The sequence below is a fragment of the Thalassospira sp. NFXS8 genome, assembly GCF_040148805.1.
In the GTDB taxonomy this organism is placed as follows: domain Bacteria; phylum Pseudomonadota; class Alphaproteobacteria; order Rhodospirillales; family Thalassospiraceae; genus Thalassospira.
This window is the reverse complement of the sequence record NZ_JAGEMF010000001.1, coordinates 420,547-438,106: the sequence shown is the minus strand read 5'-3', so window position 1 is coordinate 438,106 and position 17,560 is coordinate 420,547. Positions and strand designations below refer to the sequence as shown.

Genomic DNA, 17,560 nt, shown 5'->3' with positions numbered 1-17,560 from the left:
TTGCCGTGCCATTTTCGCGCCATTTTTTTTTCTGATCATGTATCTGTGTGTAAAAAAATGGCAAAAAATCGTTCTGATTAAAAAATAACCGACATTGCAATGCGGAATCGGAGCATTTGTTACCCGCTTGCATAATTGCTCTGGCGGGAGCGCTGATCACAAGGATTTAGCAAAAAATATGCCCCGGATTCCTGTCGGAATACCGGGGCGAAAGACTGATTTTGTTGCGTTGCAAGAATTAGTTTTTCAAGATGTCCAGATCGGCATAAAGATCCAGGGCCTCGGGATTGGCAAGTGCCTCCTGATTCTTTACCTTGCGTCCATGAACGATATCCCGCACTGCAAGTTCAGTAATTTTTCCCGATTTTGTTCGGGGGATATCATCGACGGCTACGATTTTGGCTGGCACATGGCGCGGTGTGCAGTTGCTCCGGATTTGCTTGCGAATGCGATCGGACAAGGTATCGTCAAGCACTACTCCTGGCTTAAGAACAACAAACAGGACCACGCGCACGTCGTTATCCCATTCCTGGCCAATAACGATTGATTCCTGAATTTCCGGTAATAGCTCTACCTGGCGATAGATTTCGGCGGTGCCAATGCGCACACCGCCCGGGTTAAGGGTTGCGTCAGACCGGCCATAAATGATCATGCCGCCGGTATCATCAAGTTCGACATAATCGCCGTGGCACCAGATATTGGGGAAGCGGTCAAAATAGGCGTCGTGATATCGCTGGCCATCGGGGTCATTCCAGAAACCAACCGGCATGGATGGAAAGGGTGCGGTACAAACAAGCTCGCCTTTTTCGTTTAAAACAGGCTTGGCGTTGTCATCATACACATTAACCGCAACGCCCAGGGCGCGGGTTTGAATAACACCGCGACGCACGGGTAACACCGGGCAGGCTAGAACAAAACAGCCAAGGATATCTGTGCCACCGGAAATGGATGCCAGATGAATGTCCTGTTTGATGTTGTTGTAAACATAGTCAAAGCTTTCGGGGGCCAGGGGCGACCCCGTTGAGGTCATGGCGCGAACAGTTGACAGGTCGTGGGTCTGTGCCGGTTTAAGTTCGGCTTTTGCCAATGCATCAATATATTTGGCTGATGTGCCAAACAGGGTCATGCGTTCCGCATCGGCATAATCAAACAGAATGTTACCGCTGGGATAAAACGGCGATCCGTCATACAAAAGCAGGGTGGCTTCGGCGGCAAGCCCGCCCATCAGCCAGTTCCACATCATCCAGCCGCAAGTGGTGAAATAAAATACCCGGTCGCCAGGCACCACGTCACAATGCATCAGATGTTCAGATACCTGCTTGAGAAGTGTGCCGCCAGTACTATGAACAATGCATTTTGGCTTGCCTGTTGTTCCTGACGAAAACATTACATAAAGCGGATGATTGAATTCTACTTGCTCGAATTCGATTTTTTCGGCGTCGTAACGTCCGGTAAATTCTGCATAGGAAATTGCATTGCGAATGCCGGTGGTGTTTTCACCATCAAAGGCATAGGTCACAATAACCACTGCTTCCAGGCTTGGGATGCGGTCGACAACATCCTTCACCTTTTCGCGAATATCGTGGCTTTTACCATTATAATAATAGCCATCGACCGTAATCATGACTTTGGGTTCGATTTGCCCGAACCGGTCTTCAACGCCCTGAACGCCAAAATCGGGCGAGGCGGAAGACCACGTTGCCCCGATTGCGGCGGTTGCAAGCATGGCAATGACCGTTTCGCACATATTGGGCATATAGCCACAAACCCGGTCACCTTTCTTGACACCCTGCGCACGCAAGGCTTGCGAAAAACGAGAGACGGCAATGTTAAGATCACACCATGACAGACGGGTTTTCACTTTGTCCTCACCCCAGAAAACCAGGGCATCGGTTTGATCATCGCGTCGCAGCAGGTTTTGAGCAAAGTTCAGCCTGGCATCGGGGAAAAAGGCCGCACCTGGCATTTTGTTCGGATTTTCCAGAACGACATCGCCCCAGCTTTGTGCTTTCAAGCCAGCATATTCAATCAGCTCGGGCCAGAATTTTTCCATCTCGCGGACAGACCAGTCATACAGCTCGACGAAATTTTCCAACTGCACATCGTTGCGCCCGTTGATCCATTCGCGAAAGCGCGTGACGTTGGCGTTTTTAATGCGCTCCGGGCCGGGTTGCCAAAGAATGTCCGTCATCGTCGATACCTCTGTTTCCTGCGTCAGCATTATTATGAATTAAGGGGATGCCAAGGTTTGAGAATACGGTTGGTAATTCGGTATCACCCTACCGCTTTTTACGTCGAAATATGTTGCACGGCAAGAAAACTGGCGTTGCCATGCCGTTGTTTATCGAATCAACATTACATATATTTAATGTGATTTTTCAGGTTATGCAAATAAGGCAATGAAAAATATAATATATGTAACTATTTTTGCACGGCTAGGGTGCGAGATGCATTACTGTCTCGATGGCATGGATGTTACAACCGGTACGTTGGTGGGGCGCAGCATCCATTTGGGCTGGTATCGGCGATAAATCCCCGACAAAAAGTTTTCCGATGTATCGCTTGCAAGCCCGGCGAAGGGCAGTAATCTGTTGCCCGTAAAATACATTTCGGAGAACAGGAAATGCCCGGAAAGATTGATACTTCCCTGCCGTTCAAGGCGGTAAATATCGCCATATTAACGGTTAGCGATACGCGCAATATGGAGACGGATACATCCGGTGATATCCTGGTGCGCCGGGCAGAAAGTGCCGGTCACACAATTGTTGAGCGCAAAATTTTACCCGACGAATTTGACCAGCTGGTGGCGCAGTTCCGCGAGTGGTGCAATGACCCGAATATTGACGTTATCATTTCAACCGGAGGCACCGGTGTTACAGGGCGCGACGTAACAACAGAGGCCCATCTTGCTGTTTATGAAAAGGAAATTACCGGGTTTGGGGAGCTGTTTCGTTGGCTTTCCTATGCAAAAATCGGCACATCAACCGTTCAGTCGCGGGCCGTGGCCGGGGTTTCTGCCGGGACATATATGTTTGCGTTGCCGGGGTCGAATGGGGCCTGTAAGGATGCTTGGGACGATATTCTGGTCTATCAGCTTGATTTCCGCCATCGGCCCTGCAATTTCGTTGAACTGATGCCTCGCTTACTGGAAAAATAATGGTTAGGGTCCCGGTTTTCAGGTAATTAAATCGAGAATGATGCCTGCAAATGCATCATTTTCAGCGAGCTGCACTCGCAGCGTAATGGTTTGGCTGGATTGCATTGCATAGTCATCTTGTGTCGCGATTGGCTCAGGCTTTATCGAATGCAGTCTTACGGTTGGTTATGCTCAGAAAGGCCTAAATACCCAGTGAATATGTTACGGATATCTCATGGAAATCATTAGCGACCCGTTTTTTTATCTGGTGTCGATCCCGGCGGTGTTAATCGCTGGCGTTTCAAAAAGCGGGTTTGGTGGCGGTTTGGGAATTATTTCCGTGCCGTTAATTGCTTTGGCTGTTTCACCACAGGATGCTGCGGCAATTATGCTGCCGATATTGTGCCTGATGGATCTGGCCAATGTCTGGGCATATCGTAAAAACTGGGATCGGCGGAATATGCTGATTTTGGTGCCTGCGGCGTTGATCGGTATATTGGTTGGCGCCTTGTCGTTTAACTATCTAAGCGAGGCGGCAGTTAAAATGCTGATCGCGGTGATTGCGATTGGTTTTACGATGGATCGCTGGTTGCGGCGCAAGTCAGCGGTTGATCAGCCAACATCAGCGAAATGGCTGCCGGGAACGTTCTGGGGCACCATTTCCGGTTTCACCAGTTTTGTTGCTCATGCGGGCGGGCCGCCAATATCTGTTTTTCTATTGCCACAACGGCTTGATAAAACGGTTTTCGTTGGTACCACCGTAATGTTTTTCATTGTGGTCAATTACGTCAAGCTGGTTCCATACTGGTTGCTGGGCCAGTTTAACGGATCAAACCTTGAAACCGCAGTGGTATTGGCCCCGGTTGCGATTTTGGGGACATGGATTGGCCTTTGGGCGCACGACAAAATTAACGAACAACTTTTTTATCGGGTTTGTTATGCGTTGCTTTTTATGACAGGCCTTAAGCTGCTGTGGGATGGCCTTACACATTACGGTTTTTTGTAAAACCGGGAATGTTGTTTCATTTTACGATCGGATCGTGCGGGGCAGGATGATGTGTATTTCATCCTGCCCCTTTTGGTATGTGCAGGGGCGGCGAGCCCCGCCTGTCGTGACAAAATTTCATAAATTTTCTATCTGGCCGATAAAATAGAATAATACCTCGTTGGGGCGTCCTTGCGCCAAGAGGCCGTCCGGCAATTTATGCTAATTGTTGCGTTTTCAGCGGTTGTATAGGGCAATTTGGCAGGGAATTCTAAAAATATAAAAAATACGGCATGAAATTCTATTTTGGACGGAAAAATGCCGCGACGACTCTGTTAACAACACTATATTGAGTGTTAAAATTAGGTTGGGCGAAAAACTAAAATGTAGATGTATATCTATATGTAAGATTCTATTTCTGTTCACTTAAGTATAGTGTTTATGGATAAGTGGTATTACGTATTTTTGGTGTTTCATTTGTGACGTTTAGGAAAAAGTTCTTTTGATATTTGAAACAACTGAATAAGTCATTGAAAAATATAGAAATAATACTACCATTTTAATTTGTATGACAAAAATATTGCGTGTGCGAACAGGTTTGGCAGCCCAGCATTCTCTCATCAGGAACTTCAATAAAAATGGGGGATAACATGCCTGAGCGAATTTTGAATGCAGCTACAAAAATGTCAGAACTGACAACAGCCAAGGTCAACGAAATACAAAATGTTACCAAGGCGGCAAAAATTCTCGCCTTGAATGCGTTGATAGAAGCGTCGCGGGCCGGGGAAGCCGGACGTGGCTTTGCTGTGGTGGCAAATGAAGTAAACAGCATTTCACAACAGGTCACATCCATTGCCAATGAACTGCAAAACCTTTTTGCAACCGAGGCACGTGACTTGCGGAGTACAGCGCAAATGGTCCGAGGGGCACGTCTCTCGGATCTGGCGCTTTATGTCATCGAACTTATTGACCGTAATCTTTATGAACGTTCTTGCGATGTGCGTTGGTGGGCAACGGATAGTGCCGTTGTTGATGGCTGTGCAGACCCTGACGATGCCAAGGCAAGTGCCTGGGCATCCAAACGGCTGGGCGTTATTCTTGATAGTTACACTGTTTATCTTGATTTGTGGGTGGCCGATAAAAATGGCAATGTGATTGCCAATGGTCGGCCTGACAAATACCGGGTCAAGGGTTTGAATGTAAGCAATGAGTCGTGGTTTCGTCAGGCGATGGCGACCCATGACGGCACCGAATATTCTGTCGCTGATATTGAACGAAACCAGCATCTGGGTGGCAAGGCAACAGCAACATATGCAACTGCCGTTCGGGCAGAAGGTGAAGCGGACGGGGAAATCATCGGCGCAATGGGTATTTTCTTTGATTGGGAGGTGCAGGCTGATTCCGTGCTAAATTCAATCAGTTTTGCCGAGGAAGAGGCCCCGCGAACCCGGGTCATGATTGTTGACCGCAATTACAATGTTATAGCCGCGTCTGATGGTATGTCGAACCGTAACGAACGTTTTATGTTGCAGGTGGGCGAGAACGACAAAGATTCCTATTTGTTGGAAGATGGCAGTATCGTTGCCTTTGCCCTGACGCCGGGTTACGAAACTTATGAGGGGCTGGGTTGGCGCGGGGTGATTGTGCAAAAGCCCCGCAACGATTTGCGATCTGTGCGGGGGCATGTGGCAAGTGCCCGGCCTAAAGTACGTCAGGGACAGCTTGAAACTGTCGCCGGATAGACTGTTTTCGATAATGACTTGTTAGTTTCAGGCAGGCGTTTTGCGTCTGCCTGTTATTGTTTGTGGCCTTCAACATGCAGGAATAACCGGGGCGGTTTTGTGCTCTTTCTATTTTGCCGCAATCTCTGCTGTCTGGGGATGTCAGGATGCCGGTGCGTGTTTCATGGTGGTTTTCATTAAACGGCAGTAAGACCTTTGAATGGTTGATATACCGATAAGGAGCCTGCATGGGGACGTTGCTAAAAGATTTGTTTTCACCTGAACTTGTCGCGGTAATGGCAGACAATATTGCGTTGCATTACGAGCGATTTGACCGGGATCGTTTTGTTCATGTTGCTTGCCATGACATGGATAAGCTCGAACTTAAACAGCGTAGCAATCAGGTTCTTGATGCGTTGTCGGCCCATTTGCCACGTGAATTTAGCGACGCCGCAACTATTATTGTCAATAGCCTGGCCCCGGCGCCGGACGGCAATATAAACGACATTACTGATCCGCAAGCGCACCCTGCAGGCCCGGGGATTCGAGGATGGGGGATTATGCCAATGGCCGATTATATTGCCAGGCATGGTCAGGATAATGTCGAATTATCAATGGATAGTCTTTATCATTTAACCCAGCGCTTTACCGCAGAGTTTGCCATTCGCCCGTTTCTGATGAACCATACGGAACAAACGCTGGCAATTTTGGCAGGCTGGATTAATGACCCTAATGTGCATGTACGACGATTGATTTCAGAGGGGACCCGGCCGCGCTTACCCTGGGGGATAAGACTGCCCGCATTTGTTCAGGATCCGTCGCCGATCATTGGTTTTTTAACAACCTTGCGTGATGATCGCGCAGAATATGTGCGCAGATCCGTGGCCAATAGCCTGAACGATATTTCGAAAGATCATCCTGATCGGGTCGCATCTATTGCAAAAGAATGGCTTCAGGATGCACCTGAAACGCGTCAGCGTATTATTCGGCACGCGTGTCGCAGTCTGCTCAAACAAGGGCATGGGCCAACGCTGGCAGCATTGGGATTTGGATCAGTCAATGTTACTGCATCAGACCTGGTAATGAAAAATCCGGTGGTGCAATTGGGGGGCTCGGTGGAATTTTCGCTGCAAATCAAAAATTGCGAAAATATCTCCCGCGATCTGATGATTGATTATGCAATTCACCACCGTAAGGCCAACGGTAGCCAGACGGCGAAAGTTTTTAAGTGGAAAAAGCTGCGCTTGAAAAAAGACGAGCAAGTTGCATTAAGCCGTCGGCATCCGGTCCGGGCCATTACAACGCGAAAATACTATGCAGGTATGCAGCGCATTGAAATTATGGTGAATGGACATGTTGTTGCGCAGGGAGAATTCGACTTGCAAATTCAAGACATGACACCGGCATAGTCGGGACCGGGCCGGGGACGCACGACCCTGCAGTTTCCTAAAGTGAACGGTAGTATTGCGTGCCATATCAGTTGTCGTGACTGTAAGTTTCGATAACTACCTGTCTCTTTGCCATGTATTTCTGCGAATGCTGGAATCGCGAACACCTGGTGTGCCTTTTGTGTGACCGGGCGTATAACCTGCGTTGGCAAAGTGCCCAAACGTGACAGTTTGATATCGGCAAGAAATAAGGTCATTTTGCATTGTATGAGTATGCAGGTGAAAAAAAATCTGGCGCTATATAGGTAAAATTGCAACAATTCGATAACGTTTTGTCTTCGTTGTTCTTTTATCGGATGGATGGTCATGTCGCTGTTTTTTGCCAAACTTGCCGTTTCGATCCTTGTTGTTCTGGGATTGTCGATGTTGGCTGAACGGGCAGGGCCGCGTGTGGCCGGTGTCCTGTCAGGCTATCCTCTGGGAACGGCAATTTTGCTGTTTTTCATCGCGATTGAACAGGGTGTGCATTTTGCCGGTGAAAGTGCGGTTTATGCCTTGCCCGGGCTGATTGCCACGCTGGCATTTTTATACGCTTATTATCTGATATCGAAGTGGTTGCTGCGCCATGCGGTTTTGGTGCAGGTTGCCGGGGCATCGCTGGGGGCATTTGCGACCTTTGTTTTTGTTTCATGGCTTGGGCAGATGGTCCGGTTTACGCTGCTTAGTGCCAGCTTGTCGCTGGTCGCTGCCATGATTGTCGCGATCGTGCTGTTTCGTGCCATTGAAAATGTCAGCATTTCGCAACGCGTTAAAATTACTCATAAGATTGTTGCCATGCGGGCGGCAACGGCAGCGATGATTGTCGTTGCGATAAGTGGTGCTGCCGCCATTATCGGGCCGCGCTGGTCCGGTTTGTTTTCCGGTTTCCCGGTAACACTTTATCCGATGATGCTGATTTTACATTGGTCCTATGGTGTCGCACCGGTGCACACCGTTATTCGTAATTTTCCTCGCGGAATGGGGGCATTGCTGATTTATATTGTATCGGTCAGCTTTACCTATCCGCGTTTTGGAATTGGCGAGGGAACGCTTCTCGCTTTTGGGGCCGCGACAATCTATCTTGTTTGCTATTCCAGCGTCGTTTGGTGGCGCAGCAGGGAAACTGCGCAGGCCGGGCAATAGCTTTTGGGCCGCGCTGCCTGTCTGATGTTGCCGGATTGAAAAACGCAAATCGGTTCGGGAGGAACATCATACATGCAGCAGGTTCAATCGCTGATGCGCGCCCTTGGTATTTTAAACACTCTTGCCGAGAGTGACGACGGAATGACCCTGACCGAGATTTCGCAACGGGTTACATTGCCGCCGTCAACCGTGCACCGTTTGCTAACCACAATGCAGCATGAACGTTACGTCACCTTTGATGGCGAACGAACATTATGGTCTGTTGGCGTGCAAGCATTCAGCGTTGGCAATGCCTTTACCAAAAACCGTAATTTGAACCTGATCGCGCGTCCTTATATGCGGGCATTGATGGAAGAAAGTGGTGAGACGGTTAATCTTGCCGTTGCAGATGGCGGCGAAGTCATTTTTCTGTCACAGGTGGAATGCCGCAAAATGATGCGCGCCCTTGTTACACCAGGGCGGCGGGCCTTAATGCATTGTTCGGGGGTGGGCAAGGCGCTGCTGGCTTTTTTGCCGGCCAAGGATGTCGATATGGTGATAGAGCAACATGGTTTGCCTCAAATGACAGAACGCACCAGAACAACATCGCAAAGCCTGAAAGCGGATTTGGAAATAGCCAGGCGACAAGGCTGGGTTCTGGATGATGAAGAACATGCTGTCGGCTTGCGCTGTGTGGCTGGTGTCGTGCGCGATGAAACCGGCGTTCCTATTGCTGCCCTGTCGTTGTCTGGCCCGGCGGCTCGCATTCCCCAGGATCGCATTTCGGTGTTTGGCAGTTTGATCCGCCGGGTTTGCGCCGATCTAAGCCGGGAATATGGTGGGAAGCCGGTTTAGGCCACCATATTGGGCTGTGTTTATAATATTTGGCGACGGGTTTTGGGGGGCGATGAATTTCACTCGTTGCGCACGGGGGGACGATGAGCAACGTGTACCCTGGTGAGTAAATGACAATTGGGGTTGCCCGCAGCAAACGAAACGGCCCGCCAATGCAAGGCGGGCCGTTTGTTGTTTGGGTAAACCAGCATACTTAAAGCTGCAGTGTCATATACACGAAAAACCTAGCTTCCGGGGCAGGTAACACCGGTGCCTGCAAGCCCGCAATATCCGTCAGGGTTTTTGTATAAATACTGCTGATGAAAATCTTCCGCGTAATAGAAGGTTGGCGCGGGTTCAATTTCGGTGGTGATGTCGCCTATACCGGCCCCGTTCAACGCAGCCAGATAATCATTGCGTGACTGCAGGGCGATAGTCTTTTGTTCGTCGGTCACGGGATAAATGACAGACCGATACTGCGTGCCAATATCATTACCCTGGCGCATTCCCTGGTTGGGGTTATGATTTTCCCAGAACAGTTTCAACAGATCATTATAGGTTACAATTGTCGGATCATACACGACCAGAACAACTTCCGCATGACCTGTTAAGCCCGAGCAAACTTCGCGATATGTCGGGTTTTTTGTATAGCCGCCAGCATAACCGGCAGCAGTGCTGTATACACCATCGCGTTGCCAGAAAAGCCGTTCTGCCCCCCAAAAGCATCCCATGCCGAAAATGGCAGTTTGGAGATGAGCCGGAAAAGGAGGCTGTAACGGGTTGCCATTTACAACGTGGGCGTCTGGTACCGCAATGGCTTCGTCACGGCCGGGAAGGGCATCGGCCTTGTTTGGGAGACGTGATTTTTCGGGCGGAACAGAATTAAACATGGTCAACCTGACTGAATAGGAAAAGAAGTTACCCGCAATGTAGCGGGGTTTTGAGTTGGTGCAATCACCGATCCATCAAATTGTCTTGATAGTTTCGTTTTAATCGCCTGGCGGGAAAATACATAATGCCACAACTATCTGTTTGTGCTGCGATGCCAGCAAGGACAGACCGTGCGTTCATGGCAATTCTGAAAGTTGTTATCATGCGGTTCTTGCGGTCATTCTGGCTGGTTGGTGGTGGGACATTGTTGTTGGTAACGGGGCTGGCATTTATACCATTACCGCCGCCGTTTTTTGGTATGGTCCTTATTGCCATTGCGATACCGATGCTGGGTAGTGGTTCCAAACGAGCGCGCAGGTTGATCCAGAGATGCCGGTGGAAACTGGCACAACGCAATCACGTGCTGGAAAAGGCGCTTTATCAGGCACCGGGCTGGATTGTGGTGCATTTGCGCAAAACAGATCCCGGGCCCATTCAACGCCGTTTGCGCCAAAAAACATCTACACAGGGTTGATGGCAAAACGTGCAAACAGGCCGGAAAATACGCCCGTGGCGATTATGCACAAAAGACCTGCTCCCAGGTATTTATGACCTGTACTAATTATCTATAATCCAGTGTTTGTCATTTCGACATGATCGGGGCAGGGAGTAACTAACGTGCGGGGCGATGATTAGTCACCGTTATTTGCCAATAGTAACGCCAGGAAAACAGGCTGGGGAGACGGCACGGCATGGCATGTAATGTGGTTAACCCCATATCAATTTGATTTTGTTCGCTGATTTACGTTGGTTAATCAGTTCTGACCATCAGAGACTGGCAGGGTTCGAGCAAAAGAGGATTTGCGCCAAACAACAAAACGCGCCAAACGATAACTGTGTTGGCGCGTTTTGAAAGTGTTTTGGATGTGATTGGTGAGGATTGTCAGGGTTCGATATGGCGAACAATGCAATCGAGTTTTTCGGCTTTAAAACCGTCACAAACTTTGACCGCGATCGATTTTTCCTCGAAATGGCCGGTCAGCAATCTAAAATAAAGGCCTTTATCCTTGATTGCGAGGGTCCGAATTTCGTGGTCAACGCCATCAAGCAGGCCATGTGATTTTTTCTGAATGCGCAGCCAACTGCTTTCGGCCATTTCCCTGCTGCGATAGGCAGCAAGTTGCAGGGCGTAATAGGGACGCCCGCCGGCTACCTGTGCCGGTGCGGTTGTGGTTTCCGGCATTGGCATTGGTGGTCCCTGTCGCTCCGGTCTTTGCATCATGGATGCAGGTTCTTGTGTCGGTTCTGTTTTGGGTGCCGAGGTGGTTGTGGTTTTATTCTGCGCCACTTCCGTGTTTTGTGGCAAAGACGTTGCTGTTGCCGGTGCCGGTGCCGGTTCATCTGCCCCGGGTACCATGTCGTCTGCGACGGGCGGGAGCGGGGTGTCGGCAACCTTTGGTGCCGCAGGCATTGATTGCAGATTACCTTCTTCGGTCGGGTTGCTATTAGGCTGCAGACCCGCACTACGCACACTGGCTGCGCCAACACCGCCTGTCAGCTCAAGAATGTCAGAATCATCAGGCATGTCATCGGGGTGCCGGGTTGTTACATTGTTAATGCTTACGGCTTTCTCGCTGGTCAGGCTGACCGGTTCGCTGGGCGGCGTTACGCGTGCCAATGCCTCGGTATTGGGGCTAACTTCGATGGCAAAAGGCGGCGCCGGGGGGCGGTCATCTTCCGGCATGGTATCAACCGGGCCAGCGGTAAGATAAAAATCGGTGTTGCGTTTCACTTTGGGGGGAGACGGCAGTGTCGGGCCTGGCGCAACTTTTGCCAGTTCGACCTTTTCATCGATCTCGTCTGATTTGGCCAGGTCCGGGTTTTGTTTGTCCATTGCGGCCAGGCGCTGTTGTGCCAGCCGGGAAATCTTGCTCGACAGGTTAACGCCATTGCCACATGGCATGGTAAATTCGCTGTTCGGGTTGGCTGCGGTCAACCACAGATACAATTGCCGTGCTTCGGTATGATAACCGGCCAGTTCCAGTTCGATTGCTTTACGCAGGTCATTTTCCGGGCTGTTGCTGATTGTTATACGTCCTGTGCCTGCTGGCAGGTTTTTTTTCTGACTGGAAGACAGATAAATCCCCCGCGCAGGTTCAGCATCGATAAACAGGGAACAGGCGGCCATTTGCTGGGCGATACTAAAATCGGCAAGGGGTGTCGGTTGTTCGGAAATATTGGCCATCACATTTGGCCGTTCCGGTTCCGATCCTGTTTTGCCTGTCGCGCACCCTGTTAAGACAGCCGCAGCGGGCAGTGTTGCTAATAACAGGCGCAGTGCCGGGCGAAAAGTGCCGTTCCCGAATGAAAAGCTGGATTTCGCCATTGTTCCCCACATTTCCCGATTGTTTGTTTAAAGCGTTTTCTGTCGCTTATCATGTCGTAGAGTGGGGAAGTGTCAAGGCGCAGTTATACGATCCGGGATATAAAATGTGTTATCGGTTCAACAGCTGGAAAACGACACCACCCAATAAAATCAAAACAGTAACAGCTAACGCAATATTGATGACAGACTTGGTTGCGCGCGAAACAATTTCGGGTGGAAGAACCATTTGCCCCGACCCTGAAGAGGTGGTTCCGTTTTGTGAAGCTGCCAGGTTTTCCCGGTTCAAAATTTTGACAACCTGTTTCTTCTCGCGGCGCGTTGCATCGTCATATTTGTTTTCAACCACACGGGCTTCAACATTATTGGTGTTGTTCAACGCATTTTTGGCCGATGTCATGGCCGCGGCGTATTCTGTCGCAGTTTCCAGCTCCATTTGAGCCCCGGTGGTGCGGGTAACCATAACAGTATAGGTTTTGCGAAGCAGGTTGCCAGCCATTAGGTACTCACAAATTAAAACGGTTCAATCGATAAAATGCCCTGATCTTACGGGAATGTATATCTATACAAAGGGATATTTTGTTGCGGTGCGATATGTTGTTTTTCCAGCCTGGATACAGGAGGAAAGGATAAATAATGTGCGATTGCCCGGCCACACGAACCGTTCCCTTGCTTAATTTGATTCAAGTCTAATTTTATATTGTTCGGGTTGTTGCTTAAACAAGATAGATCAAACAGAAAATGAAAGTTTAATGGCTTTGAGATGCTTGAACGCTCTGATGATATCCTCTCGGAAATGAAAAACCTTTCCGGGCGAACCGCCGGGAAAGGTTTTTCAGCACAACACGTTTAATCGAAAAACGGGCCCGAAACGGGCTTATTTTCCGGCAAGTGCTTCGTTAAGGTCTTCATATTGTTCACATTCAGTACCACAGACATCTTTCAGGCGGGCCAGATTGTGTTTTGCCATATCGATGCGCCCGGTTTGAATGTAAAGCTCGCCCTGATATTCCAGTGCCCCGGGATGATCCGGGTTAATTTTCAAGGCTTTGTCATAATTTGCTTCGGCCGACTTGAGGTCCCCTGATTTGCGCTGGCTGTAGGCCAGGTAATTTAGAACGTCAGCGTTATCAGGGTCAGATTCATTCATTTTTTCCAGGCTGTCGATGGCGTCGGAATATTTTCCGGCATCGATAAGTTTAACGACAGCTGGTAAATCGGTCGGTGTGTCGTCGCTTGAACTGCTAAAAAAGCCCGCGGCAAAACCGGCTGAACTGTAAAGACAGATCGCACCTGCGATGGTCGTTATTTTTGCGAATTTGACGAATGACTGACTGTTCATCGGGAGCTCGTTTTAAAAGAGGGGATGGCTTTAAGGGGGGCGATAAGCCACTTTCGCGTCCAATATAGCCGTTGTCCTGCAATAGGGGTGTCACAGCTCGTACACCAAATATAACGTATATGTGAGAGTACAGTGAAGACAGGATAAAAGAAAGGCTCGCCGGTGGATGGCGAGCCTTTCTTCAATTTCCTGCTGATCAAGCAATTGCCTTAAAAATCAGCTTCGATAACCCGGTCCTGAATTTCACGGACCATGTTTTCAGCCAGTTCATCAATGGAGACCGTTTTTTGGTGTTTGAAACCAAGACGACGCACGGATGCGGTTTTTTCTTCGGCTTCACGTTTGCCAAGCGCCAAAATCAGCGGGATTTTGGCGTGGCTATGCTCACGAACCTTGTAACTGATCTTTTCATTGCGCAGATCAAGTTCAACATTCAAGCCTTTGGCAGCCAATGCTTCTTTCACTTCACGGGCGTAATCATCCGCCTCGTTGGTGATGGTGCAGATCACGGCATGAACCGGCGAAAGCCACAGGGGCAGGCGCCCGGCATAGTTTTCGATCAGAATGCCGATAAAGCGTTCAAGCGAGCCCAAAATGGCACGGTGAAGCATGACGGGACGGTATTTTTCGCCGTCTTCCCCCATATAGGTGGCATCAAGGCGTTCGGGCAAAACAAAGTCCGCTTGAAGCGTGCCACACTGCCAGTCACGGCCAATGGCATCGCGCAGAACAAATTCCAGTTTCGGGCCATAAAATGCCCCTTCACCAGGATTGATCTCCAGTTTCAGGCCTGCTTCTTCGGATGCTTCGCGCAGGGCGTTTTCCGCCTTGTCCCAAATTTCATCCGAACCAGCACGAACTTCCGGACGGTCAGAGAATTTGACGACGATGTCGGTAAAGCCGAAATCCTTGTAAACCGATTTCAGAAGGTCACAGAAAATCTTGGTTTCTGAAACGATCTGGTCTTCGGTACAGAAAATATGCGCGTCATCCTGAATGAACTGGCGCACGCGCATAATGCCATGCAAACCGCCTGACGGTTCATTACGATGGCAGCAGCCAAATTCGGCCATACGCAAGGGCAAATCACGATAGGATTTGCTGCCCATACGGAAGATCTGCACGTGGCAGGGGCAGTTCATCGGCTTAAGGGCCAGAACCTTTTCATCACTATCGGGGGCCGTCGTGAACATGTTTTCACGGAACTTTTCCCAGTGACCGGATTTTTCCCACAACACACGGTCTACCAGCTGCGGCGTGCGCACTTCCTGATAACCCGCATTGTCAAGACGGCCGCGGATATAGTTTTCCACCTTGCGATAAAGCTTCCAGCCCTTATCGTGCCAGAAAACCGATCCCTGGGCCTCTTCCTGCATATGGAACAGGTCCATTTCGCGGCCAAGGCGGCGATGGTCGCGCTTTTCAGCTTCTTCAAGCATGTGAAGATAGGCATCCAGCTGTTCCTGCGTTTCCCAGCAGGTGCCGTAAATGCGCTGCAGCATTTCATTGTCGGAATTGCCACGCCAATAGGCACCGGCAAGTTTCATCAATTTAAATGCTTTGCCGATTTTTCCCGTCGACGGCGCATGAGGCCCGCGGCACAGGTCAATGAAATTGCCCTGGCGGTAGCAGGTAATCGTTTCCGTTTCCGGCAGATCGCGAATGATTTCGGCTTTGTAATCTTCGCCCTTATCAAGAAAGAACTTGATCGCTTCGTTACGATCCCACACTTCGCGTTCGATCTTTTCGTTACGATCGACAATTTCCTTCATCCGCTTTTCGATCTTGACCAGATCGTCGGGCGTGAAGGGCGTTTTGCGGGCAAAGTCGTAATAAAAGCCGTTTTCAATGGACGGGCCGATCGTGACCTGCGTGTCAGGATAAAGTTCCTGCACGGCTTCGGCCATCACATGGGCGCAGTCATGGCGGATCAGCGGCAAAACTTCGTCATGCCCCTTGGTTACGATCTCGATGGTTGCATCAGTATCGATCTCGCGGCCAAGATCGCGGACTTCACCGTTAACGATAATGGCAAAGGATTTCTTTGCCAGGGAACTGCTGATGCTTTTTGCAACATCGAAACCCGAAACAGGACCGTCAAATTCACGTACGGCGCCGTCCGGAAGCGTAAGGGCAATCATGTTCTGCTCAACTCTGCTTATTATGCGGGCGAAATAATCAAGGCGCACACCTTATACCCGTTGTTATAACGGGAAGTCTGCACAAGAAAACGAATTTTGGGATGGGGTCAAGTTCGCACTTCGGAAAAGGCGACTTTCTGGGCAGCAAAAAACGCCGCACCACCATTGTGGTCTGCGGTCAATTCTGACGTCATCAATTTTTTGTCGGCCTTGCCGTGCATTGATGCTTTCCCGTTTGTTGCTGGTCAAATATAACAGGCTATTGCCTGCGGGCAACCCGGAACTGGCCAATATTTCAATAATTCGCCGCATAATAATCACAAGGCGCCACCACGCCAATCAGGGAAATGCCACTATGACCAGCCCCGACGTCAGACGTAATGTAATTGTTCTAAGCCTGTGTGTCGCACTTTCTGCCAGTGCAATGTCGCTTCTTTTTACAGTTGCAGCAGTCATTGGTTATTCGTTGTCGCCTGACAAATCCCTGTCGACACTTCCGGTTTCTGCCACCATGATTGCAATGCTGATCACAACGGCACCGTCAGCCTTCATGATGAAAAAATATGGCCGCCGGATTGGGTTTTCAATTGGCTGTATGATCGGCATGTGCGGGGCTTTTTGTGGCATTGGCGCAGTTTATTTGGGTAATTTCTGGCTCATGTGCGCTGCAGGGGCGTTTATTGGATCGGCGAATGCCATTGCCATGCAATACCGCTTTGCAGCAGCCGAGGCTGCTCCAGCGGAATTTCGCTCTCGCGCCATTTCGCTTACAATGCTGGGTGGAGTATTAGCAGCATTTATCGGGCCTAATCTGGCCAGTCATGCCCGCAACTGGATCGATACAGTGCCCTTTATGGGGACATTTGTGGCCCTGTTTGGCTTGCAATTGTTGTTGATGCTGGCAATTGCCCAATTGCGTTTGCCCGAAACCCATAAAAAAATCCACACTGAGCCCGCGCGTCCCCTTGGCGAAATTTTGCGCGTACCCGGTGTTGTCGTGGCGATCATTGGTGCCGCCCTTGGCTATGCAGTCATGAGTTTTGTGATGACGGCAACACCACTGGCTATTCTTGATTGTAACTATGCCTTTGGGGATGCAGCATTTATTATTCAGTGGCATGTCGTGGGCATGTATGCCCCGGGCTTTGTGACGGGTAACCTTATTCGCCGTTTTGGTACATTGGCGATTATTCAGGTGGGGGCCGTTATTACACTGCTCTGTTTGCTTGTCGGGCTTTCCGGGATTGGTTTACTGACGAATTTCTGGCCCGCACTGATTTTGCTTGGCATTGGCTGGAATTTTATGTTTGTCGGGGCAACATCGCTTTTAACCGAAAATTACCGGCCATCCGAACAGGCTCGTATTCAGGCGATCAATGAATTTGTTGTGTTTGGGACGGTCGCGGTTGCGTCGCTGTCCGCCGGATCGATTTATGCCGGGGCAGGTTGGTCTGTTTTGTTGATGTCGGCGGCATTGCCTGTCGGGTTGGTGATGTTAATTGTGACGATATATGGCGTCTATAAACACAGCCTGAAAAGAAAAGCACTGTAGGTCAGTGAAAACGCAACCACCCCGTTGTCGGGGTGGTTGCGGATTGC

General features: G+C 49.7%; 14 protein-coding genes. 8 read left to right on the top strand and 6 right to left on the bottom strand.

Translation table 11 applies throughout. From position 1 onward, the window contains the following. Positions 1–238: 238 nt before the first annotated feature. Positions 239–2,191, bottom strand: coding sequence for an acetoacetate--CoA ligase (locus tag J4E05_RS02010; protein ID WP_349592006.1), 1,953 nt, complete (start codon positions 2,189–2,191; stop codon positions 239–241). A 432-nt stretch (positions 2,192–2,623) separates the two neighbouring features. On the opposite strand from J4E05_RS02010, the gene moaB reads away from it, so the two are divergent. The 6 genes from moaB (at position 2,624) to J4E05_RS01980 (ending at position 9,246) form a co-directional block, all read left to right on the top strand. After that, a complete protein-coding gene (moaB, locus tag J4E05_RS02005) occupies positions 2,624–3,157 on the top strand; it encodes a molybdenum cofactor biosynthesis protein B (protein WP_349592004.1) in 534 nt (177 codons plus the stop codon). Positions 3,158–3,371: 214 nt separating this feature from the next. Beyond that, positions 3,372–4,142: a sulfite exporter TauE/SafE family protein gene (locus J4E05_RS02000; RefSeq protein WP_085592972.1), complete on the top strand. Its 771-nt coding sequence runs from the start codon at positions 3,372–3,374 to the stop codon at positions 4,140–4,142. Between the two features lie 662 nt (positions 4,143–4,804). Beyond that, positions 4,805–5,863: a methyl-accepting chemotaxis protein gene (locus tag J4E05_RS01995; protein WP_349592002.1), complete on the top strand. Its 1,059-nt coding sequence runs from the start codon at positions 4,805–4,807 to the stop codon at positions 5,861–5,863. 545 nt (positions 5,864–6,408) lie between these two features. After that, the gene (locus tag J4E05_RS01990) at positions 6,409–7,251 is read left to right on the top strand and encodes a DNA alkylation repair protein (RefSeq protein ID WP_349592000.1); all 843 of its coding nucleotides are present in this window, start codon (positions 6,409–6,411) and stop codon (positions 7,249–7,251) included. Positions 7,252–7,596: 345 nt separating this feature from the next. After that, positions 7,597–8,412, top strand: coding sequence for a hypothetical protein (locus J4E05_RS01985; protein ID WP_085592976.1), 816 nt, complete (start codon positions 7,597–7,599; stop codon positions 8,410–8,412). A 72-nt stretch (positions 8,413–8,484) separates the two neighbouring features. Next, a complete protein-coding gene (locus J4E05_RS01980) occupies positions 8,485–9,246 on the top strand; it encodes an IclR family transcriptional regulator (protein WP_085592978.1) in 762 nt (253 codons plus the stop codon). Positions 9,247–9,470: 224 nt separating this feature from the next. Here J4E05_RS01980 and msrA read toward each other — a convergent pair whose 3' ends face one another. Then, on the bottom strand, positions 9,471–10,115 hold the full coding sequence (msrA, locus tag J4E05_RS01975; RefSeq protein ID WP_349591998.1) for a peptide-methionine (S)-S-oxide reductase MsrA: 645 nt from the start codon (positions 10,113–10,115) through the stop codon (positions 9,471–9,473). Between the two features lie 179 nt (positions 10,116–10,294). On the opposite strand from msrA, the gene J4E05_RS01970 reads away from it, so the two are divergent. Beyond that, on the top strand, positions 10,295–10,630 hold the full coding sequence (locus tag J4E05_RS01970) for a PGPGW domain-containing protein (protein WP_085592982.1): 336 nt from the start codon (positions 10,295–10,297) through the stop codon (positions 10,628–10,630). Positions 10,631–11,038: 408 nt separating this feature from the next. Here J4E05_RS01970 and J4E05_RS01965 read toward each other — a convergent pair whose 3' ends face one another. The 4 genes from J4E05_RS01965 to thrS form a co-directional block, all read right to left on the bottom strand. Next, on the bottom strand, positions 11,039–12,481 hold the full coding sequence (locus J4E05_RS01965) for an SPOR domain-containing protein (RefSeq protein WP_349591995.1): 1,443 nt from the start codon (positions 12,479–12,481) through the stop codon (positions 11,039–11,041). Between the two features lie 109 nt (positions 12,482–12,590). Continuing rightward, entirely contained in the window at positions 12,591–12,977 is a 387-nt protein-coding gene (locus J4E05_RS01960) for a hypothetical protein (RefSeq protein WP_349591993.1), read from the bottom strand. 378 nt (positions 12,978–13,355) lie between these two features. After that, complete coding sequence (locus J4E05_RS01955) at positions 13,356–13,820, bottom strand: tetratricopeptide repeat protein (RefSeq protein WP_349591991.1); 465 nt, start codon at positions 13,818–13,820, stop codon at positions 13,356–13,358. A gap of 209 nt (positions 13,821–14,029) precedes the next feature. Further along, positions 14,030–15,961: a threonine--tRNA ligase gene (gene thrS, locus J4E05_RS01950; protein ID WP_349591989.1), complete on the bottom strand. Its 1,932-nt coding sequence runs from the start codon at positions 15,959–15,961 to the stop codon at positions 14,030–14,032. Positions 15,962–16,316: 355 nt separating this feature from the next. On the opposite strand from thrS, the gene J4E05_RS01945 reads away from it, so the two are divergent. Then, on the top strand, positions 16,317–17,513 hold the full coding sequence (locus J4E05_RS01945) for an MFS transporter (protein WP_085592992.1): 1,197 nt from the start codon (positions 16,317–16,319) through the stop codon (positions 17,511–17,513). Positions 17,514–17,560: the final 47 nt, after the last annotated feature.